Origin of the sequence: Neochlamydia sp. TUME1 (genome assembly GCF_000813645.1) — a bacterium.
Classification (GTDB): domain Bacteria; phylum Chlamydiota; class Chlamydiia; order Chlamydiales; family Parachlamydiaceae; genus Neochlamydia.
On sequence record NZ_JRXI01000096.1, the window covers coordinates 1 to 21,049 of the forward strand.

Sequence of the window (21,049 nt, forward strand, 5' to 3'; positions counted from 1 at the left end):
AGCCCTACTTCTCAACCTGCTACTACTGACACTTCTTTGTTTAGCACTACTAAAGGGATTCAGCCTCTTTCTCCTTCATCTACTACTCCTATTTCCATGACCTCGCTTTACAACGCAATCCTCCAGGTTCATTTTCCAAATGGGAATAGGGATTTAATAACACAAGCTCGTATTTTGAATAAAATTTACAAAATCAAACCTAATCTTCCTATTGAAGAAAAAGTACCTTATATTTTTCAAAAGCTTTTTACCTTAGCTGCTTCTCTTTCTCCTACAGAATTTGAAGAAAATACTAAAGAAAGCAAGGATTTTATCCTTTCAAATTATTCTTCCTATCTATTAGATATTAACCGCCTCTTACTTTGGCAAAAGTTACCAGGAGGAACAAAGTACTTAAATCAAGCACAGATTAAAATTTTACCATTAAAAGAAAAGGGAAAGCTGTTAGCGCCTTGGACAAAAGCAAGTAGTAAAAATATTACTAAGCTGAATTTAAATAGGTCAAGTTTAAACTTTTTGCCAGCAGAAATAGGACAACTTTCTAAGCTGCAAAGGCTTGACTTAAGAGGCAACCAGCTAACAGTTATTCCTACAGAGATTGGGCAGCTTTCTCAGCTGCAAGAGCTTGACTTAAGTGGTAACGAGTTAAACGCTATTCCCACAACGATTGGACAGCTTTCTCAGCTGCAAAGGCTTTGGTTAAGCAAAAATCATCTAATCGGTCTCCCTAAAGAAATCGGGCAACTTTCTCAACTTAAATGGCTTCACTTAAATAAAAACAATCTAACATCTTTTCCAGCAGCAATTGGAAGACTTGCTAATCTGATAAAACTTAAATTAAGCGACAACCAGCTAACGGTCATTCCTACTGAGATTGGGCAGCTCTCTCAGCTACAAGAGCTTTGGCTAAACAAAAACCAGCTAACCGCTATTCCTGCAGAAATTGGGCAGCTTTCTCTGCTGATAAGGCTTTGGTTAAACAAAAACCAGCTAATCGTTCTTCCTGAAGAAATCGGGCAGCTTTCTCTGCTGATAAGGCTTAGCTTAAGAGACAATCGGCTAAATTCTCTGCCTGCAACTATAGGGCAGCTTTCTCAACTGCAATGGCTCGACTTAACAAACAACCAGCTAATCGTTATACCTGCTGCTATCGAGCACCTTCCTAAGCAAACGAGGCTGCTCTTAAAAGGAAATTTTCTTCCTGATAAGTCGTAAATCATATAAGGTGCCTTTTATAGAAAGAGAGCCACCAAATTTGATACCTCTCTACGTTAAAAAAAGTTGGCTACTAAGAATTTTTTTGTTTTCCGTTATTAATTAAATCCGAATCTTTAAGAAAAGAAACATAATCTTACGTATCAATTAGTACTTTGATGAATAAGTTGATAGCCTTTTAGAATCATATAAAAAATGCTAGCTAACGACTTCAATATCCCTGAATAGCTGAGATAGGATTTAGAAATTTTAGTGCCCAATAACTCTCTTGACAGTAAACTTAATATGTAATATTTTAGTATGAAAAAATTTACATATCGGGAGATATGAGTACAAATCATTCACTGATACCTAAAGACTTACCTGCTAATAAATATCAAAAATATCTCCATGCGATTAGTAGTTTAGCCATCATTGCTGGTTGGATATTCTCTATTATTTCTTGGCTACAAATTTGTACCCAGGAATGTGCGGCGACACATGATTACCGTTTATTTGGTTTCCAGCTGGAGTATATTGGGATGATTTTTTTTCCTGTTCTATCTTTGTTACATTGGGGAGCCTATTATAAAAAAAATTTATCTTTCATGGCGGCAATTATACTCGCAGGAGCATTAGGAGCCGAGATAGTTTTTATTTATGCTCAGAAAGTATGGATTGGCCAATGGTGCCCATTATGCCTCTGTATTGCAGCTTCGATAGTAATTACTTCTTTAGCTTATCTTTTAAGCTACTTTAACCACTATAGACGATCTCTATCTGAATCAAAAAGGATTAAAATGGCGTTAAATATACCCAAAGTGCTTGCAATTGTCGTGGCTCTGATTACCGGCTTTTTTATAGCATCACTTGGATTAGCAAAAGTAGATGAATTGCAAGCGGCAGAAAATTCTATCAAAAATAGCATCGTCTTTGGGAATCTAAACAGCAAAATTGATGCCTATTTTTTTAGTGATTGGCATTGCCCTGCTTGTCGCCAGCTAGAGCCAAAATTAAAAGAGCTAGTTCCTACGCTTATGAAAAATACTCGCTTAACCTATGTAGATTTTGCTATTCATCCCTCTAGCTTAAATTTCACTCCTTACAACTTATCTTTTATGGTTCACGATAAGAATAAGTACTTAGAACTACGCGATTCTTTAACTCAGCTTTCCAGTGATACTGAAACCCCTACGGATGAGCAAATTGAGAAAATTGCTAAAGAGCAGGATGCCCACTATACCCAACTTAATTATTCTGAGGTTGCTCTTGGCTTAGAATATTTTAAGACCCTGGCTACAGAATTCGATATCGACAGCACGCCTACATTAGTTTTAGTCAATGAAAAAACTAAAAAGGTAAAAAATTATATGGCGTCACGGAGATAACAAAAGAAAATGTTTCTCAAGCTATTAAAATCTTGAAAGAGTAATTAACCCTTTCTTAAGCAAGGTAAAATACCTTTTATTATCCAGGCTCTTTCCTACTAGATAGCTAGAAGGTTTTAAAGAGCTTTTAACTTTTTTTATTCTACTTTTTAAATCCCTTATTTCATTATATGATTTCTGCGACTAACCTTTCTATGCGTTTCGGAGGTAAAATCCTCTTTAAAAATGCATCTTTTCAGCTTAACCCCGGTAACCATTATGGCCTCATTGGAGCAAATGGAGCAGGAAAATCGACACTCTTAAAAATTCTTGCTAGAGATCTTACCGCTGAAGAAGGAGAATTTTGTATTCCTTCTCAACTAGCTTTAGGCACACTAAAGCAGAATCATTTTTTGTATGAGCAGGTGCCTATCTTAGATACTGTACTGATGGGAAATGCAAAATTATGGAAAGCATTAGAAGAAAAAAATATCCTTTTAGACAAACCGGAATTTGATGAAGAAGAGTGTCATCTATTAGCTGATCTTGAGAAAATTATTGAAGAACAAGATGGCTATTCAGCAGAAAGTGTTGCAGGCAAAATTCTTGAAGGTCTAGGGCTACCAGACCGTATTCATCATCAAAATTTATCTACTTTATCAGGAGGTTATAAGCTACGAGTTTTGCTGGCGCAGGTTTTGTTTAGTAAGCCCGACATCCTCCTACTCGATGAGCCGACAAACCACTTAGACCTTTATTCTATCAAATGGTTAGAAGGATATTTAAGAGATTTTCCGGGCACACTGCTTGTCAGTTCGCACGATCGAGATTTTTTAAACGTGATTTGTGACTATATGTTAGACTTAGATCATCAAAAAATAACCCCTTATAAAGGTAATTACGAAGATTTTTTGGAAGCTAAAGCAGCAGCTGTAGAGCAAAAAGAACTAGCGTTTGCTAAGCAGGAAAAGCGTCGAGAGGACCTGCAAAATTTCATTGATCGTTTTAAGGCTAAAGCTAGTAAGGCTCGCCAAGCGCAGTCTAAAATGAGATTAGTAGATAAAATTGAAGATGAAATGGCTGAATTGGACTTTACTCCTACTTCTCGTTTATATCCTCGGCTTAAATTTGAACCCCATCGCTCGTCTGGAGCCATTGTTCTTAAAGCCAAGGATATTAGCAAATCTTATGGAACCAAGCAAGTGCTCCATCAGGTCTCTTTTGAAGTAGAACGGGGTGAACGCATAGCTTTAGTAGGCGCTAATGGGATTGGCAAGTCAACTTTATTGGAAATTCTAACAGGGCAATTAAAGTGCGAGCAAGGCTCTTGGGAATGGGGCCATGCTGCGCAAGTCGCCTATTTTCCCCAAGATCATCATCGTGAAGTCAACGGAAATATTTCTCTCTTAGAGTGGTTAAGTGAACAAGACCCTCAAACACCTGAGCAAAAGCTAAGAGAAATTTTAGGACGTGTTTTATTTACTGGCGATGATGTAAAAAAGTCTGTTCAGCTATTAAGTGGCGGCGAAACAGCTCGCCTTATTTTAGCTAAGATGATGCTTCTTAAAGGTAATATCTTAATTTTTGATGAGCCTACTAACCACTTAGATATGGAAGCTATTGAAGCTCTTTTAGAAGCTTTAAATCATTACACGGGAACTATTCTTTTTGTTAGTCACAATCGCCATTTTGTCACACACCTTGCTAAAAAAGTCATAGAGATAAGTGATACGGGCGTGCAAACTTACGATTGTAGTTACGCAGAATACATTGAAAAAAGAGAAATGGATTTACTCAGTAAAAATTTAAAGCCGGTAAAGATAAAAGCTGATGAAAAGCTAACTGAAAAATCAAGCTATCAGGAGCAAAAAAACCTGCGTAGCCAAAAATCACAACAGGAAAAAATAGCAGCTCAAGCAGAAAAAAAATGCCAACAATTTGAGGAGCAAATCAAAGATCTGGATGAAAAAATGGCAGCGGCAGATTTTTATCTTCATACACCTAAAGAAGAAATTCAAAGATTCATGGTCAAAAAAGAAAAGCTAGAAAAACAATTCGAAGAAGCTTTGAAAGCATGGGAAGAAGCAGCCTCTTCTGTATGAAAATAATGCGCATGGTAAATCTGTCTGCTAATAAGGTTATCATGCTGCTTAGCCATTGCTCCCCTCTTGCTTTTAAAAATTGAAAAATAAGGGAGGGGTAAGCATTTTTTTCAATCAATATACTTTCGAATTGCTTATGTAGGCAAAGATTGCTTCTAAACATTGCAGTTTTAATTATTTATCTTCCTAACGTAGATATTTCCCCTTAAGCTAGAACATTACTAATTTACTGAGGCATTCTTTTAAGCAACCCTACCCTTTATTTTCTCAACATTTTAGGACCCCCCCTATAAATCTGTGTTAGAAGTCAGGGTATATAAGGATTGACATAAGGGTTCTTTAGATTAACTAATGAAGCTCCCCCACTCCCCCTTTTTTTAACCATGCTAGAGAAGACTTTTGTTAAAATAAAGATAGCTAATCTATCCCTTCAGACTTGCACTTCAATTTTTTCTCATTTCTTAATTTATTCGTAAGAAACTAGCTCCTTGGGCTTCTAAGCCTCAACTGACCAGGCGTGGGGATTTTTTAACCGCGGAATAAGCTGATGCATTTCTGGACCAATGATCTCAAGTAAATGTTTATCTAAATAAGTCTTTAACTCGGGATGATGCTTAGCAAGCCATAAACGAAACTTAAAAGTTTTACTAAAAAGTTCTTGTTTATATACAGTGGGATCAGAAATATTAAGATTGACTACAAACTGTCCGACATCTATGTGAAAAGGGAGAGTACCAATCGCTCCCGTATTTTGCATTAAAGCATGATCATTATCGGCATATCCCCGCTGATATTCTGACAATATCATTTTAAGAAGGTTGTCTATAAGCTTTTTTGCTTCACCCACTTGATTATTAGTAACAAAATTATTAATAGTCGAGCACAGCATAGTGGCTCGCTTTTGAAGCAAAAATTCCATTTCATCCATGTTAAGCTGATGAGCAAAACCTAATTTATCGTAAATAGTAAGGGACTTCTTTAAGTCGTGGCTTTTATTAAGATGCACATACACTAAACCTGTCTCTGGCTTTAGATATTCATAGGCTATCTTCCAGCTTGTAAATAGCATATTAAGCTTATTATGTTTTTTTCTATTTTTGCTAGTCTATAGCGATTGACGAAGGGAATAGAAGCAAAATAATCTAGCCAGGCTTGAGGTCGAAAACGCTGATATTTGATAAATTTTAAAACATATAAGCCATCTTCACTTGCAAACACATAGGATTGGCATCCTTTTCCCAGATATCTAAATTTTTGAGAGAGAATTTGATGTAAATCTTCCTTTTCTGAAGAGGACAAGGTAGGCATGGCCCATTTTTCATTATAAGACAAGCTAGAACTTATATTATCTATGGTAAAGCCTCCCGTCAAAGCATAATAAAGACGGCCTGCACTATAAGCGCATATAATAAATAGACTAAAAAGGATAAAAAATTTTAAATACTTTTTCATAATAAGCTTTAGATTTGTGGTAAAATTTGCAAGCTGGGAGTTTTAAAGTAAAAAGATTATATTTTTGTTCTCATTCATACGCAAGCTATTTATCAGCAAAAGTAAGGGAGATTTTTAGTAGCATCTATTTAGAGTCTTTTTGCTCATTTGAAGCAGCTAAGCGATAAGAAATGCATTTCGTTTTAAATATGTGCTTTTAAGCATAAGATATGCTGAAAATAAGCTTGTATTATCCTACAGCATGCAGTTAAAGCTTACGGGCAGACATCCCTTTACAAGATCACTATAATTCTCTATTCTATCGTTCTTTAACTGTGAGGTATATATGCTAAAAATTGATCTTAGAGGAAAAAAAGCTTTTATCGCCGGCATAGGCGATGATCAAGGGTATGGATGGGCTATTGCTAAATCCCTTGCGGAAGCAGGTGCCGAAATATTAATAGGGACATGGACGCCTATGATGAGAATGTTTTGCAATAATTTAGCTAGCGGTAAATTTGATGAATCACGTGTTTTGTCTGACGGCTCCCTTATGCAAATAGCCAAAATATATTCACTTGATGCCTCTTTTGACTCCATGGATGATGTGCCTGAAGAAATTAAAGAAAATAAAAGATATAAAGAAGCTACTGAATATACTATTTCTGACGTAGCTGAATCTATCAGAAAAGATTACGGTAAAATAGATATTTTCGTGCACTCTTTAGCTAACGGGCCTGAAGTTCAAAAAAGCTTGCTAGACACCTCCAGGAAGGGATATTTGGCTGCAATTAGTGCTTCCTCCTATTCTTTCGTAAGTTTACTTGCTCATTTAGGTCCCCTGATTAATGCAGGTGGAGCTACTCTTTCTCTTACTTACATTGCTTCTGAAAAGGCTATCCCAGGATATGGAGGTGGAATGAGCTCGGCCAAAGCAGCTTTAGAAAGCGATACACGCACCTTAGCGTGGGAAGCGGGACGTAAGTGGAACATTCGTGTAAACACAATATCGGCAGGCCCTCTTCGCAGCCGCGCTGCCAAAGCGATTGGATTTATAGAGCGTATGATTGATTATAGCGAGGCTAACGCTCCTCTAGCCAAAAGTTTACAAGCGACAGAAGTGGGAAATGTGGGAGCTTTCTTACTCTCTCCCCTAGCCTCTGCAATCACAGGCTCGCTTATCTATGTGGACAATGGTTTACACTCAATGGGAGTAGCTGTCGACAGCCCTACTCTCTCGAGTGTGTAAGCAACAACATAAAAAATTTTAAAATCTAGGTTGAATGGCTTCATGGATGCTTTCAACCTTGATTATATCTGGAATAAAATATAATATAATAAAAATTTTAATTGATAAAAAGCATTTGCTAATAAGCTTTCTTTATTACCGGCTTGGATATCTTTATAAAAACTTACAAAATTTTTTATACCCTTTTTGAGCCGCCTCTTAAGCACTCCTATACTTAATCAAACCTCTCTTTAAGAAGAGAGAGCGGCTAGGAAGGTGATTCCCCTTTTTAAGCTTTACAGAAGTAGTTTCTTTAAAAGAGATTACAAAGCTTTTAAGCGCAGGTAACGTTTTGGAAATAGGAAGAAATCTTCTTTTTTCCATCGACGTGGCGAAGGATACTTCTTTTTATACCAGGTAAGGGCTTCTTCGGCACGCCCTTCAGCTACAGCTTGCATTAAGCTTCTTTCTAATACATCAGGCGAGAAAAAGGTGATTTGAGAATAGAGAGGATCTTTCCACAAGCAAATTGTATGGTTTCCTATATGAAAAAATGGGTCTATTTTTAAGGATATTTTACTCTCTAGGATGAGGCCTGCCAAGGCAGCTACTTGAGTAGCAAATGAGCAGCACTGATTGCCTATAATGGCGTAGTTGGAGAAGGAATAATTTTTTATGAATTTTAAGATTAAGTGAAATTGCGAGGCTGTTAAATTTATTTTAGCTGCAAAGGTGGGATAATGGCGGCCAGGACCGTGTTGAAAAAAGCCATCATGCTGCGTCTGCCATAAATAAGCAATAGGGTTTTTCTCGCCCTGTTCAGCTTGAAGAAATACTCCTTCCATATAGCGGGGCTGCATATATCCTAATTCTCCCGAATGGCCTCCTTCTAGAAATACATAGCTGCTCTTTTCTTGGCTATCCTCCTCTAGTACTCCCTGCAGGTAAATCCAGGCATGCCCAACATCTCCATTTTTTGTACCGTCGCTAGGATGTTTAGCTAAAGTTTTAAAAAATGACCGCGGGCATGAATAGTCTAGATGCCGTGCCTCGACTAGAATAACTAAAAAGTAAGGGCTTTTTTCTTCACATACTTTTCTTGGGCAAGCTTGCTCTAAATGATGATAAAAAAGCCGGTAATTCTCACTTTGAGGCTTGTATGTACAAGCGCAAAGAAAGACCAGCAGCAATAATTTTAGTCTACACATCGCATAATTTGTAATCGGACTTTAAGTTTACAGGTGGCCTGGCGCCTTAATGTTCTAATAAATACATTCCAATCATAAGATTGGAAACGATTAATCCCTTTAAGCTGATTTTGACTAGAGCGGTTTCCACGCATTAGATGGCCCATAAATTTGCCCTCTCCAGCTTCTTTAACAATCCTTAAAGACAACGCAATGTGTGAAGTATTTAAAATAAAGGTTTCCCCTAATTCAAAGGTAGAAGCTAATTGGCCTTCTAAACTTATTTCAGCTGTAGGATCAACATCAAAAAAGAAAGAAAGCTCTCGGCATTTTTCGCGCTCTTCTAGTTCAGGTACAGCCGATAAAGCAAAATCTAGTTCAATTTCTTGATCTTTAATATTAAATTCTAGATTTTCCCAATTGCTTTTCTGGCATACAAAAGAATGAACCTTATGCTCGTTCCCCCAAATGATGCTCAATGGATGAAAAGTATTTTCCTCGAACCCTTTAAAAAGAGCTTTTTTATCAATCAAGCTGTAGGCAAAGGTCTTCTCTTGATGGGTAAGCCAGCGGTTTTCTTGCCAGGAGCCTGCAAAAGTGAAAGGTAGACTTTTAACAGGCAAAAATTCTCCCGTAGGACGTATCTGTACGGCCTGTAGATGGTAAGCGGCTTCTTTTAAAGCTCGGCTAGAGAATTCTTTACCAAAATAACCTAGATATAGATCATATAAAGTCGGCTGAGGCTCATCCCTAGCTTGATAAAGCTTAAGCCATGGTCCAATATATGATTTTGTAGGCGCATGCCAAGTAGCTGCTAAATGCTGCCAAAAAGCGAGCCATTCTGAGTGCTGAATATGCGTATAGGCTAGCTGTAAAGCAATGCAAACATCGGCAATAAAAGAAGGAATAAACCAGGCTGCCTGCATTTTCATCGAAAGAAGCTGCTGCAAAAGCTGTTCTCCATAGGTTTCAAATGCTTTGTTTTTTAACTCAATACCTAACATTTTCGCAGCAGCAGCAATTTTTAGCCCGATTGAATAGGTGGAAGCTTGTTCGGTATAAGCTTTTAATAGAAAAGATAACAGATGACTTATCGTGGATTCTAAACGGTGTCGAAGATCAACTCCTAAAACAGCATGAAACTCTTTCAATATATAATAAAATGCAGGTAAAAGTTGAGCCCCAAAAAATTTATCTTTACAATGAGGGTACTCATGCATGTACACTGGAAAATTACCATCTAGTGGATGCTGAAAGTAAAGTAAGCGTTCTAAGCTATCTTTTGCTTCAGCTATTTGCTCGCCTGTTTTGCTTCTTAGTAACGCCAGGATAAACCAAACATTCTCGGCAACAGGAATAGTTTGCGAAAGATCATCTTCTGGCTCAGGATAAAAGTAATGAATAAAGCCAGTTTGCTTGCTCTGCCTTTTGCGTCCGGCTGCTAAAGCCATCTCATTAAGCTGACGTTCCAAGGTGTTGTGGATGGGTAAATCATCTTGCATGGTTATAGCCTTGTTCCTCCTGCAATTTCAATGTTTTGTCCGGTTATATATGAGGCTTGGTCAGACAGTAGGTATCCTATTAATTGTGCCACCTCATCTCTACGGCCTACCCGCTGCATAGGAATTTTTGTTATAGGATGAGGTAAATCCATAGATTCTTCTAAATATCCTGGAGAGATCATATTTACTCGCACTTGATCAGCTGCAAGCTCAAGAGCTAGCGATTTAGTTAGCATCAAAAGACCTGACTTGGAGACTGTATAAGCGGTTGCATAAGTATCTGCACGGTTTGCATTCAAGCCAGCAACGCCAATATTGACAATTGATCCCTTCCATTTTTTGATGCTAGGTAAAAGATTCTTTATCAGACAATAAGGAGCATGTAGATTAGTTTGAAATAGATCATGCCATTGACATATGCTTGTCTTTAAGCTAGACCCGAGTAGGTAATTTCCCACGTTATTAATTAAATTTTTAGTCTCAGCAAAATGCTTTTGATATTCCTTAATAAAGCGTTGGGTAGACTCAAAGGTAGAAAAGTCGCCTTGGACTGCCTGGACAGGCACCTGATAATAAGAGCATTTCTCTATAACAAGCTGAGCCTCCTCCTTGCTTGTATTATAATGGACGGCTACCGCATGCCCTTGCTTAGCTAACTCTAAACAAATCGCTGCGCCTAAATTTTTAGCTCCCCCTGTTACTAATGTCCACTTCATGTTGAAAGCCTATTTCCATATTCTAACTCGACAAATGTACAAGATGCTAAAGAAATAGCCTTTTCCTTTCTTATCATCACTTTTACCCAATGAAGAGAAAATTTATCTGCTAGCTTAAGAACAAGCTCGTGAGCTAAAGTTTCTAGCATTTGATAGGCACCTTCTTGGGCAACTTGACTGCAAAACTCTGCTAAGCTTGCATAGCAAACAGCCTTTGATAAGTCATCTGAAAGGGTGATAAGCGCAAAATCTATTTCATAGCATACATCTATTGATAATTCTTGAGGATGCTTACGTTCGTATGGGTAGACACCGATAATACAAGAGAGACGATAATTTTTAAATCCGACGATTCCTAACATATTAAAAGTTTTGGTAAGGGTGTTGTATATACCATTCAATCAAGCTATATAGCTCTTGATTTAAGCTTAATCCTAAAGCTTTTTCGGGAGAGATCCAAATGTAGTGATCAGCTTCTGCATTAAGAATAACATGATTTTTAGAAGAATTTGGCGATAAACGTGCAACGTAGTCATTCATGACAAAATGATTGGGGTTAATAAATTCAGAAGAATATATAGAATCGTGGACCAAAGCAAAACGCAAATCTTCAATAAATAATCCTGTTTCTTCTAAAACTTCGCGAGTTACTGCTTTCTCTCTGGACTCTCCCAGCTCCACTTTTCCTCCTGGAATGGTAAAGTCCACCTTCCATTTAAAAGAGTGCACGAGCAAAATATCTCCATCATCGGCTACAATTAGGGCTCCAACAGTCACAAGAGGATATAGATTAGTACTTTTCGATACTTTCATTTACTGTGCGAGCGCTTCCTCTAAACCTTTTATGATTCCTAACGATGAAGCAGGTGGAGCAATAATATCTGCTTTGGCTTTAAGCTGCAAAGGAGCATCAGCCATAGCCACTTTAATGTGAGCTTGTTCAAACATACTTAAATCATTTAGATCATCGCCTGCCGCAATAACTACTCCTTCATATCCTAATTGATCAATTAGCTGGCGAAGAGCATAGCCCTTATTAGCTTGTGAGTGAGTGGCTTGAACGACATAATTACCCTCACCAAAAGGATCTTTAATAACAGGCGCATGCAATTCTAAGTTTTTTTCCATCCTTTCTGCGACATATTGAGCTGTCTCCTCCTCCCCAAAACATTTAATGGAAGGAAATTCTTTAAAAGGGATCTCCTTAAAATTTTTTACAGCAATCCACTCCTCATTAAAGCTTTGGCGTCGTTTTTCTAGATAGTATCGAAGGTTTGGAGAAAAATGGCTGGGACGGTAATAGCATAGGTTGTTTCCTTCTAGGCCCGTATAGATTACAAAATCAGTAGATGTACTTTCACAAATTTTTTCCATAGAAAGAAGAACGGAGCCATCCAAATAGTTTTTAATGATGACTCTACGATCTGGCATGGACAAAAGTATAGCTCCATTGTGAGCTGCATAATAATAGCTAAAGGGAAGCTCTTTCAATACCTGATGGCCAAACTCAAATGTCCGTCCTGTTACAAAGACAAACATAGCTCCTTGCTGATGTAGGGTTGTCAGATAATGAATCACTGTCGGCGGAATGTTTTGCATTTTTACTGCTAGAGTTCCATCGATATCAAGAGCTATCAAACTACAAAAATTTTTAATCATGCATTTACGATAACATACGGACTCAATAAAGCTTAACCAGATTTTTGCGTTTGGACTTTTCTTTTTAGTTAGCCTTTAGTCGTTATTAAAAATTTTCTTTTAAAAGGAAATTTTTTTGAGCATGTTTTTATAGGGTGTGTCTACTCTTGACACCCCTAACTTAATCGATAGACTTAACGCATCTGAGCTAAAGGGTAAACTTAAAAAGATTGATATAACAGATAGTAACCCTGCTCTTGAGAATATTTAGACTGAGCTTTGAAAAAAAATTCCGTCCTTTGCTGGTGAGAATGTTTTGTGTTAAGAAAGGCTTTATTTATCATTGCCTACTTAAAGGCTTGCAAAATTTAACTGACTCTCTCTACAGGATTTTAAATAAATCTACAGCCATATCCTCATTAGTATTTTTTAATATTTAAATGTATTTAGGTTAAATTAGTGAGGTTATGATGAGAAGATAGACGATTAAATTAAGAAAAATCCTACTCTTCCAGGAGCGTTTTGCGCTCCTGGAATAACTGGCTCATTAGAAATTTATTTTTTGCTTGTGGAATTATTTTTATTTTGCTGATGCGATTCTTGTTTCTGCGATGAAGAATTAGTTTTTGCGTTAGACTGTTGTGAGGAATTTTTTTGCTGATGTTGTTTTTTTGTATCCATAAGAGACCTCCTAAGAATTTATTTTTAAGGACATCTTCTTATTCGCATATTGCTTGTAAATCTGTCAATTTAAAATTAAAAATATATAAAAAGTGAGGCTCATAAGGTTAATTATTAGCAATTTAATTTCTAGGTGAAATTATCCAAAGAAAGTCATTTGCCTTTCATTAAATTTATTTTTTTTTGCTGGCATCTGCCTTTTAGGCTTGGAGGGTTCAAAAACGCTTTTTTGATTAGCATTTTCTTCTAAATGCGCTAAAATCTCTTTAGCTCTTAAAATAACTTGTAAAGGAAGGCCTGCTAGACGGCCTACATGAATTCCATAACTTTTATCTGTGCTTCCCCGCACAATTTTGCGCAGGAAAACAATGACATCTTCTGCTTCATGAACGGCTACATGATAATTGACTGCGCCCGGCACGCGTTCTTCTAATTTTGTTAACTCCCAATAATGCGTTGCAAATAGAGTTTTAGCCTGGCTACCTTCGGTTGTTAATAAATACTCAGCTACTGACCAAGCGATTGAAATTCCATCATAGGTACTTGTCCCTCTTCCAATTTCGTCTAAAATGACCAAAGACCTGGCAGTAGCATTATTTAAAATATTTGCTGTTTCAGTCATTTCGACCATAAAAGTGGATTGGCCACGGGAAAGGTCATCGCTAGCTCCTATGCGTGTAAACACTTTATCGACGATACCGATATGAGCGCTTTTAGCAGGAACAAAAGAACCTATTTGCGCCATAATAGTTATCAAAGCTACCTGGCGAATATAGGTAGACTTGCCTGCCATATTAGGGCCTGTAATGAGCAGTAAAAGATTAGCCTCATTATCCATGAGAGTGTCATTAGGAACAAATTTTTCTCCAGTATTAATGGCTTCAATAACGGGATGCCGGCCGCTAATAATTTGTAAAATACTGCTATGATCTACGATAGGCCGCGTATAATCATAGAAAAGTGCTACTTCCGCTAATGAACGTAAGGCATCAATTTTGGCTATAGCTTGAGCAATGCTAAAAACTTGCTTTGTATACTTGGTTACTTCTTCGCGAAGGGCATTAAATAGGCCTGTTTCGATGGCTAAAATCCGCTCTTCAGCATTTAAAACTTTTTGCTCAAATTCCTTTAGCTCTGAAGTGATGTAACGTTCTCCATTAACCAGGGTTTGCCTACGCTGAAAAGTTGCAGGCATACGATCAGATTGACCTTTGCTCACCTCTATGTAATAACCGAACATGCGCGTAAAACCTACCTTTAAGGTTTTAATTCCTGTCTCCTCGCGTAAACGCGTTTGATAATTAGCTAACCAAGCTCTGCTATCTTGACGGATGGAACGCAATTCATCCAATTCATTATTATAGCCCTCACGAAAGACTTGCCCGTCACTGATTTTTAAGGGGGGCTCATCGACTAAAGCGCGAGCGATTAGATCTGTCATTGAGATCGGATTTTCTAACTTTTGTTCCTCTTGCTCCAATAAGGTTGAGTAAATAGTCAAAGGCTGCAAGGCTTGCTTAAGTTGGGGAAATTCTTCAAAAGAACATTTTAAAGCTACCAAATCTCGAGGCGAGGCATAGCCGGAGCTAATTTTCATCATCAACCGTTCTAAATCCCTGACCCTTCCTAGCAATTTTTTAACTAAATCAATAGCTGTTTTATTATTGAAAAAAGCCTCAATAGCATCTTGACGACGCTTAATTTCTTCTATAGATAGAAGTGGAAGCTTTATCCAGTTAAGCAACAAACGTGCACCCATGGGAGTACAGGTCTTATCTAGGATGTTCAATAGAGTACTTTTCCTAGAGCCATCATACAAGCTGGCTGTAATCTCTAAATTTCTTTGCGTGATGCGATCAAGAGACATAAATTGCGAGGTAGAATAGGTACGAACTTCTTGAATATGCTCGATCGATAGGCATAAATTGTCCTGAAGATAGTTCAAGATAGCCCCTGCTGCATTTATACCTGCTAGCATGCCTCTTAAGCCAAAACCATCCAAATTATGAACACCAAAATGGTTGATTAAAAAATTATAAGCGGTTTGATGTTCAAAACGCCAGTCTTCTTGGGCTGTTAAGAGAAAATCTTGTGCCTGTCGAAGATTTTTTAATAAGTCTTGATGCTTGGTTTGAAATTTGTGGGAAACCAAGCATTCTGAAGGACGTAAACGAAAAATTTCGTTGAGTAGTTCTTGTTCATTTTCAAACTCTACAACTCTAAATTCGCTAGTGGTTAAGTCAATAAATGAAAGTCCAAAAACCTCTCCTACTCGATGAATAGAAGCAAAAAAGTTGTTTGCTTTATCGGATAATAAGGTAGAGTTAATCACAGTACCAGGGGTAACAACTCTAACAATTTCCCTTTTTACTATCCCTTTAGTCGTTTTAGGATCCCCTATTTGTTCGGCAACAGCTACTCTAAATCCTTTAGATACTAATCTGTCTATGTAAGCTTCGCTAGTGTGATGAGGAATGCCTGCCATAGGAATCTCGCCTCTTTTAGTAAGCGTAAGATCTAATTCCTTAGCAATTAAAACAGCATCCGCATCAAACGCTTCATAAAAATCCCCTAAGCGAAAAAGCAAAACGGCTTCTCCTGCTGCTTGCTTGCAAGCTTGCCACTGGCTCATCATAGGTGAAACTTTAAATTCAGAACTTACATCAAAAGAGGGAGTATTCATAATTTATTTAATCTTTTAAATTCATCGAATGGGATTATTTTGACAAACTGAAATGAGTTATGCAAGGAAAAAGGAGTAAGAGGTGCTGTTTTAAATAGAGAAAGAGATATCCATAGGGTCCCCGATTACTCGCCCTAAAAAAATTTATTCTTCCAAAGTATTTAAAATATAAATTTTTATTCACCGAAGAAGCAAATCAGAGATTTAGGCTGAGGATAAAGCTTAAAAAAGTTTTAGCGAACTATACCTGCTTTAGATGAACATAAGATTTATTTTTCGGCTCATTAAATCCTCTGTTACAGAAGGCAAAGCCTTCAGGCAATGCATTGAGTAGAGGACAAAATAACATTTTTTTTTGCCCCTATCAATCCTTCCTAAGGTTTATAAATAAAGCTAAGCTTATAGGAAGCTTCATAAGATGGGTACTCCTTAGAGAAGATGTAGATTTATTATTTAAATAAAAAGCGTGGCTCTAAGGATGGATTAGCTTAAGGGAATACGAATATTTTTTTCAGCTATGAATAGCTTCGATAAATAATCTTAAGCAAGGTCTAAGCTAATTAGATTAATTAGTTTTTCCATAAAATCTCTTAAAAAAAGTTAGCTAAAAAAGTAAATTTCTTTGCTCTATGCCTCGTAAAAAGAAATAGATTAATTTAATGAGCTTTGTTATGCTTCGGTCTAAGAAAGCATCTATGTGTTTAAAGCCTAGTTTTTTTGAATAAAAAATCAGAAGATGAGGTTTAGACAAATTAGAGGAATTTTTTCTCGTTTTTCTCTTTAAATATTTGAGAAAATAATCCACACCATTAGCCGAAATTTAAAGCTTTAATTTAGCGTGAGTATTTGAAACAATGCAAGCAAGTACATCTTACCACTTTTCTCCGGTAGTCCCCATTTCCTTCTTGGAAAAAATTAATATTTACTACCAGGCTGAAGAAGCTTTTAAAAATTCTTTCAATCCAATAAATCGAGGACTTAATTTAGAGATCATAAAGAAATTGTTTGAAGAAATTGTGCAAGATCTATCCTACCCCCCTGAAGTCATCCTTCAATCTAAGTTAAATTTAATATTGATGGATATGCTAAGAAATGAACTGAGCGACCTTGCCCTGGTTGATGAAATTATTGACCAACTCTGTCCTGAACAAGCGATATTATTAATTTTTTGCTTAGCCGAATCTTTATATTCGGCTAAAAGTGAAGATGATAGCAGGGCAACTTCTCTCTTAAAATTATATTATAAGCTTCAAAGCTATCCTCAGTGTCCTCCTTATCTAGCTAGTGTAGCAGCCTTTCATGCAGGCAAAATTTGGGCAGTAGGTGATAATAACAAAATAGAGAAAAATTTATTGCGAGCTAATGAATGTTATGACAAAGCTATTAAGTATTTATCGACTGACCTAGAGGTTTATCAGGTTAACGATCGTACGCCTTTAGAGCTCTACTACAGCTCCCTGCCAACTTATGAAATAAATCATCTACTCTCTCGCATATATATCGACAAAGCTTATCTTTATTCTAAAGAGTCTAAAAATTGGTCCGCCTGCCTGTTAAATGCAGCAATTATTTATAATGAGATAATAGAAAATTCTCTCGATCGGACGAGCGTAGAAATGGCAAGATTGTCTTTAAAAAAAATGTATGAACAGCAGGTGGTAGCTCCCAGATTGCTTATCCATACTCAAACCGAACTAGCTAATTTAATTAAAATCATTAGAACTTATCAGGAAACTATAAGAAATTCTTCCTCTTTTTTAATGGATTCCCCGCAACCTTGGCTTGAGTCATTTGGTACCATCCCACAATTTTTAACCTTCCTGTTAGAGCCTTTAGACAAAAAAACATTAGGCTATGCAAACTCTATAATTATAAATCTAGTAGACGCAGGATATAATTTACATGAGCAAATTGAAACTAATTTGTCCCAAGAGAAAAAGAATAAAATAGCAAGTATCCTAGGAATAGCTTGCCTCACTTCTGCAAGAGAAGATGCAGCAGAGAAGCCTGAACTTGTTTATAGACGCTTACAACATATTAGCCCTAAGGCTGATTGTTATTTCGATGCTTTACATGATTTGATAGTAAAAAAATATTATGAAGTAGCTAAACAAACATCTTCTAAATTAGCTGCTTATGAATCAATTAGAGAGCATATTTTAGATGCAATTGAAAATTTGAATGATGCTACTCTCTCTCCCCTATCTCCTCAGTTATTACTAATTAACACAGCTTTAAAGCTTGCTCAAAAATGGGAAATAGAAGCTGAAGCTGAAAAGCTGCTTCTAGATGCTAAATTATAGCCTCTAATCTCTCTTAAAAAAGTGTAGGCATTCGAAGAACATGAGGTGAAGGAATGGTATGCAATAGTAAAGGCCTTCCCTTTTCTCTATTTTACCTACTTTTTTAAATATTTTAACCTTTTTAGCAGTAGAAAAACTTGGATGGCATCTGAAAAGCCTGAGGGAACCTACGGCTAGAAACCTAAATGGATATCTTAATTTTAATAGTTAAATTTATAAGTTGATAACCTATCGATTCATTAATACGGGTTCTTGCCATAAAACTGAGTAAAGCTTGCCTATTTCTAAGCTTCTTCTGCCCTAAGCCAGTCTGCTTGCTTGCCCTTGGCTGCCATGAAAGAATGGCCTTTAAGCTAGCATCTTTCTAACTTATCTCCTTTGCGGTTAGCCAACTAAGAAGGATTGCCATTCTGATCGCTTCGATTGAGGGTACCTTTTAGAGAAAGCTCTCTTTTGTAGACAATCGTACCGCCATGAGGGGGTTTGCTTGGGAAGAAAATAGAGATTATAAAAAAAGAGGCTAGCCACTTGGTTCTAAAAGCAGCTTGCATGCAAGCTTAAAAGCCCTTTTGCCTGATAGTTTATCAAAAATTAAGATAGAACGCTTGTCGCCTTTTTCAATATTCATAGCTTTAAGGCTCCTCTGCTTGCTGGAAGAAGACAATTTCTTATATATGTTTTTTGGTTTAGTCACTTATTTTTTGCTTTTAAAAAACTTATAAATATATATAGTCTTGAATGAAGCAAAATATAAAATAACCTAAGCGCCTCACTATTAACAAGATGGTATCCATGACGTTCTTTACAAAATATAAACTTTTTTTCGTTTTTCCCACGTTATTTGTGTCTTTCTTTTACTCTTTAGCGCTTTTTGCTGAAATATCACCTGCTAGGGAAGATACACAAGGTCAAACTATCCAAGCTATCGCTTCTTTGCTTTTTTATATTCAAGAAGATATTGAATCTACTGCCCAAGAGGACTCCCCTCTTTCTCCTCTTACATTTGCGCCGGAGGAAATTGAATATTTATGGGCAAGAGCCATAGCATTCTATCCTACCCTCTTTCCCATAAAAGAAGCTTATGAGAAAGCCCATTATATAAATGATGAAGGTATGCTAAAAAGATGCGAGGAAGAAGTTCGTTCGATATGGTTAACTCTGAATGATGAGCCTCAGTCCTCCGCAGAGCCATTGAATAAAACTTTAGCAGAGCGAACCTATAACTTCAAAAATATTTCAGATAATCCTCTAGTTAATAATAAAATTAAAAAAGAACTGGCTCCCTACCTATTACCAGCTAACTCAAAAATTACCGCTATTGCAGATCAAATCTTCCAAACCTCTAGGGTTACCTTTAACTCACAAACATTAACTGAAGCAGGTTTTAATATACTTTACAAGCAACCTAGAAGCTTTATCATTGTAGCTAAGCATCCTAGTTTACCTGATTATTTGATTAAGCTTTATTTTGATACTGAACTTCGCATTAAACGGAATGTTCCTGGTTGGAAATGGTTTGCTCGGCGTTGTGCAGGCGCTAATTTAGTAAGAAAAGTAATATTGAAAAAAAATATTCAGTATTTTACTGTGCCCCAAAAATATATTTATGTATTGCCCTCTTTCCATGCACCTGCTAAAGCGGCCGGCGTAGATCCCAAAGTAGCAATATTGATCGTACAAGACATGCAGCTTGTTCCTAAGGAACAAAATTATTTAGCATGGAGAAGTAAGGTAACGCCTGAGATACTTAATGAGCTTTATATTATTATCAGTCGCGCCAATGGATCAAGCTATAGACCTGATAATATTCCTTATACTTTATCAGGAAAATTTGCTTTTATTGACACTGAGTATCCTTTTAGAGATCCTGATTTCAAAAGCATACGCCCCTACTTATCTGCTGAAATGTGCCAATACTGGGATCAGCTCGTCAAGCAAGGCGGTCCTCTATAAAAAAGCAAGGTGTTAATGTAAAGTGGCACAATAGTTACAAAACATCTGTTAGCAAGTTCTCAATTGAATTGCCATAGATAGTACTTGGATTGACAAACATGGGTTACCTGGCAGATACTATTTCTGTCAGTTGTAACTCATCTAACATCTTTCCTGGCGCAAGTGTTTTGCATCTAAGAATTTTTGTAAAGACGTCTTACCAAAACAATACTTTCCTGTATATGTTCCTTCGTTATTTTACTCCTTCTTCCATTTATCTACATCCCCTTGTAATTCTTCAACATTTTTAAACGCTTTTTTCCTAAAAGCTATGGCATAAAATTCGTTCGGGATAGTCTGGTGAAACCTTTCGCAGATTCCATTTGTTTAAAGGATGTCGGGCTTTCGTGCGAAAATAGTCCATATCTTCGATGGCCAGATAAAGTTCATACCCATGGTGCTCTCTTGCGCCACAGTACTCTGTCCCACGGTCGGTTAACACTCTTAAAATCCGAACATCCTGCCCTTTAAACCAAAGAATGACTCGATCATTTAGCATATCCGCTGCTACCCAAGCATTTTTCCTATCATATAATTTGACGAAGGCTACCTTAGAATGAGTATGATCATTGTCTGTTGATAAATGCGTCCCACACCTTTAATAGTGCCTACATAATAAGTATCTTTAAGCTAGTAAATAGCCTGGATGTTCAGTTTCAATTTCGCCATGTGCCTCTTTTTCTTCCTTGGCTTTTTCAAGAGCTTTTAATTGGTCCTCTGTTAATATCATTTCTTCTTAAAACCATCTTAGCTTCCAATGCTTTGAGGCGTTTTTGGAAAGTCTTAAAGATTATATTTTAAGCCAAACAGAACGCACACCCCCTGGCGAAATGAGAACTCCTTGTTTCTTCAAGCTCATTACATACTCTTAACTGTCCATAAGCAGGCCTTTGAAGAGCAAAATTAACCACAGCTTTTTCGATAAACTCGTCCAATCTGCTTATTATGCAGGGCTTTTTGTGGGTCAGATCCTGAAGAGCTGCCTCTCCACCTGTTTCGTAAAGCTCTTTAAATAGACCTCTTTC

General features: G+C 37.0%; 16 protein-coding genes and 1 pseudogene. 6 read left to right on the forward strand and 11 right to left on the reverse strand.

Going from position 1 to position 21,049, the window contains the following annotated elements; all coding sequences use genetic code 11:
- The 3 genes from DB41_RS10660 to DB41_RS04140 all read left to right on the forward strand — a co-directional run.
- The coding region (locus DB41_RS10660; RefSeq protein WP_052243882.1) for a leucine-rich repeat domain-containing protein at positions 1 to 1,215 on the forward strand (1,215 nt) is incomplete at its 5' end.
- 326 nt (positions 1,216 to 1,541) lie between these two features.
- The gene (locus tag DB41_RS04135; RefSeq protein ID WP_052243883.1) at positions 1,542 to 2,582 is read left to right on the forward strand and encodes a thioredoxin domain-containing protein; all 1,041 of its coding nucleotides are present in this window, start codon (positions 1,542 to 1,544) and stop codon (positions 2,580 to 2,582) included.
- A 170-nt stretch (positions 2,583 to 2,752) separates the two neighbouring features.
- Complete coding sequence (locus DB41_RS04140; RefSeq protein ID WP_039384662.1) at positions 2,753 to 4,663, forward strand: ABC-F family ATP-binding cassette domain-containing protein; 1,911 nt, start codon at positions 2,753 to 2,755, stop codon at positions 4,661 to 4,663.
- A 496-nt stretch (positions 4,664 to 5,159) separates the two neighbouring features.
- On the opposite strand, the gene DB41_RS10665 is transcribed toward DB41_RS04140, so the two are convergent.
- Together DB41_RS10665 and DB41_RS10670 are read right to left on the reverse strand one after the other, a co-directional pair.
- Entirely contained in the window at positions 5,160 to 5,732 is a 573-nt protein-coding gene (locus DB41_RS10665; protein WP_052243884.1) for a hypothetical protein, read from the reverse strand.
- The gene (locus DB41_RS10670) at positions 5,708 to 6,115 is read right to left on the reverse strand and encodes a hypothetical protein (protein ID WP_052243885.1); all 408 of its coding nucleotides are present in this window, start codon (positions 6,113 to 6,115) and stop codon (positions 5,708 to 5,710) included. Before DB41_RS10670 ends, DB41_RS10665 begins: the two co-directional genes overlap by 25 nt.
- Positions 6,116 to 6,440: 325 nt before the next feature.
- Here DB41_RS10670 and DB41_RS04150 point away from each other — a divergent pair, with 325 nt between their 5' ends.
- Positions 6,441 to 7,343: an enoyl-[acyl-carrier-protein] reductase gene (locus DB41_RS04150; protein ID WP_039384665.1), complete on the forward strand. Its 903-nt coding sequence runs from the start codon at positions 6,441 to 6,443 to the stop codon at positions 7,341 to 7,343.
- Positions 7,344 to 7,645: 302 nt separating this feature from the next.
- Here the strand turns inward: DB41_RS04150 and DB41_RS04155 are convergent, their stop codons facing one another.
- The 7 genes from DB41_RS04155 to mutS form a co-directional block, all read right to left on the reverse strand.
- Positions 7,646 to 8,530: a hypothetical protein gene (locus tag DB41_RS04155; RefSeq protein WP_052243886.1), complete on the reverse strand. Its 885-nt coding sequence runs from the start codon at positions 8,528 to 8,530 to the stop codon at positions 7,646 to 7,648.
- Positions 8,518 to 10,011, reverse strand: coding sequence for a hypothetical protein (locus DB41_RS04160; RefSeq protein WP_039384668.1), 1,494 nt, complete (start codon positions 10,009 to 10,011; stop codon positions 8,518 to 8,520). Before DB41_RS04160 ends, DB41_RS04155 begins: the two co-directional genes overlap by 13 nt.
- 2 nt (positions 10,012 to 10,013) lie before the next feature.
- On the reverse strand, positions 10,014 to 10,727 hold the full coding sequence (locus tag DB41_RS04165) for an SDR family oxidoreductase (protein ID WP_039384670.1): 714 nt from the start codon (positions 10,725 to 10,727) through the stop codon (positions 10,014 to 10,016).
- A complete protein-coding gene (locus tag DB41_RS04170; RefSeq protein ID WP_155117577.1) occupies positions 10,724 to 11,128 on the reverse strand; it encodes a dihydroneopterin aldolase in 405 nt (134 codons plus the stop codon). The genes DB41_RS04165 and DB41_RS04170 overlap by 4 nt, the downstream gene beginning before the upstream one ends.
- Complete coding sequence (locus DB41_RS04175; RefSeq protein WP_039384672.1) at positions 11,091 to 11,540, reverse strand: NUDIX domain-containing protein; 450 nt, start codon at positions 11,538 to 11,540, stop codon at positions 11,091 to 11,093. The genes DB41_RS04170 and DB41_RS04175 overlap by 38 nt, the downstream gene beginning before the upstream one ends.
- Entirely contained in the window at positions 11,541 to 12,386 is an 846-nt protein-coding gene (locus DB41_RS04180; protein WP_039384673.1) for an HAD-IIB family hydrolase, read from the reverse strand.
- Positions 12,387 to 13,185: 799 nt separating this feature from the next.
- The gene (gene mutS / locus DB41_RS04185; RefSeq protein ID WP_052243888.1) at positions 13,186 to 15,729 is read right to left on the reverse strand and encodes a DNA mismatch repair protein MutS; all 2,544 of its coding nucleotides are present in this window, start codon (positions 15,727 to 15,729) and stop codon (positions 13,186 to 13,188) included.
- Positions 15,730 to 16,583: 854 nt separating this feature from the next.
- On the opposite strand from mutS, the gene DB41_RS04190 reads away from it, so the two are divergent.
- Both DB41_RS04190 and DB41_RS04195 read left to right on the forward strand, forming a co-directional pair.
- Entirely contained in the window at positions 16,584 to 18,032 is a 1,449-nt protein-coding gene (locus tag DB41_RS04190) for a hypothetical protein (RefSeq protein ID WP_039384675.1), read from the forward strand.
- 792 nt (positions 18,033 to 18,824) lie between these two features.
- On the forward strand, positions 18,825 to 19,985 hold the full coding sequence (locus DB41_RS04195) for a hypothetical protein (RefSeq protein WP_039384677.1): 1,161 nt from the start codon (positions 18,825 to 18,827) through the stop codon (positions 19,983 to 19,985).
- Between the two features lie 301 nt (positions 19,986 to 20,286).
- Here DB41_RS04195 and DB41_RS10675 read toward each other — a convergent pair whose 3' ends face one another.
- On the reverse strand, positions 20,287 to 20,523 hold the full coding sequence (locus DB41_RS10675; RefSeq protein ID WP_080502395.1) for a hypothetical protein: 237 nt from the start codon (positions 20,521 to 20,523) through the stop codon (positions 20,287 to 20,289).
- A gap of 298 nt (positions 20,524 to 20,821) precedes the next feature.
- Positions 20,822 to 21,049: pseudogene (locus DB41_RS12230) on the reverse strand (hypothetical protein); the annotation flags it as partial.

Bases quoted from the DNA above. Each gene is read 5' to 3' on its own strand.
- DB41_RS10670 (WP_052243885.1), bottom strand. From the start codon at position 6,115: ATGAAAAAGTATTTAAAATTTTTTATCCTTTTTAGTCTATTTATTATA.
- DB41_RS04155 (WP_052243886.1), bottom strand. From the start codon at position 8,530: ATGTGTAGACTAAAATTATTGCTGCTGGTCTTTCTTTGCGCTTGTACA.
- DB41_RS10675 (WP_080502395.1), bottom strand. From the start codon at position 20,523: ATGCTAAATGATCGAGTCATTCTTTGGTTTAAAGGGCAGGATGTTCGG.
- mutS (WP_052243888.1), bottom strand. From the start codon at position 15,729: ATGAATACTCCCTCTTTTGATGTAAGTTCTGAATTTAAAGTTTCACCT.
- DB41_RS10665 (WP_052243884.1), bottom strand. From the start codon at position 5,732: ATGCTATTTACAAGCTGGAAGATAGCCTATGAATATCTAAAGCCAGAG.
- DB41_RS04195 (WP_039384677.1), top strand. From the start codon at position 18,825: ATGACGTTCTTTACAAAATATAAACTTTTTTTCGTTTTTCCCACGTTA.
- DB41_RS04180 (WP_039384673.1), bottom strand. From the start codon at position 12,386: ATGATTAAAAATTTTTGTAGTTTGATAGCTCTTGATATCGATGGAACT.
- DB41_RS04150 (WP_039384665.1), top strand. From the start codon at position 6,441: ATGCTAAAAATTGATCTTAGAGGAAAAAAAGCTTTTATCGCCGGCATA.
- DB41_RS04140 (WP_039384662.1), top strand. From the start codon at position 2,753: ATGATTTCTGCGACTAACCTTTCTATGCGTTTCGGAGGTAAAATCCTC.
- DB41_RS04175 (WP_039384672.1), bottom strand. From the start codon at position 11,540: ATGAAAGTATCGAAAAGTACTAATCTATATCCTCTTGTGACTGTTGGA.
- DB41_RS04135 (WP_052243883.1), top strand. From the start codon at position 1,542: ATGAGTACAAATCATTCACTGATACCTAAAGACTTACCTGCTAATAAA.
- DB41_RS04190 (WP_039384675.1), top strand. From the start codon at position 16,584: ATGCAAGCAAGTACATCTTACCACTTTTCTCCGGTAGTCCCCATTTCC.
- DB41_RS04165 (WP_039384670.1), bottom strand. From the start codon at position 10,727: ATGAAGTGGACATTAGTAACAGGGGGAGCTAAAAATTTAGGCGCAGCG.
- DB41_RS04160 (WP_039384668.1), bottom strand. From the start codon at position 10,011: ATGCAAGATGATTTACCCATCCACAACACCTTGGAACGTCAGCTTAAT.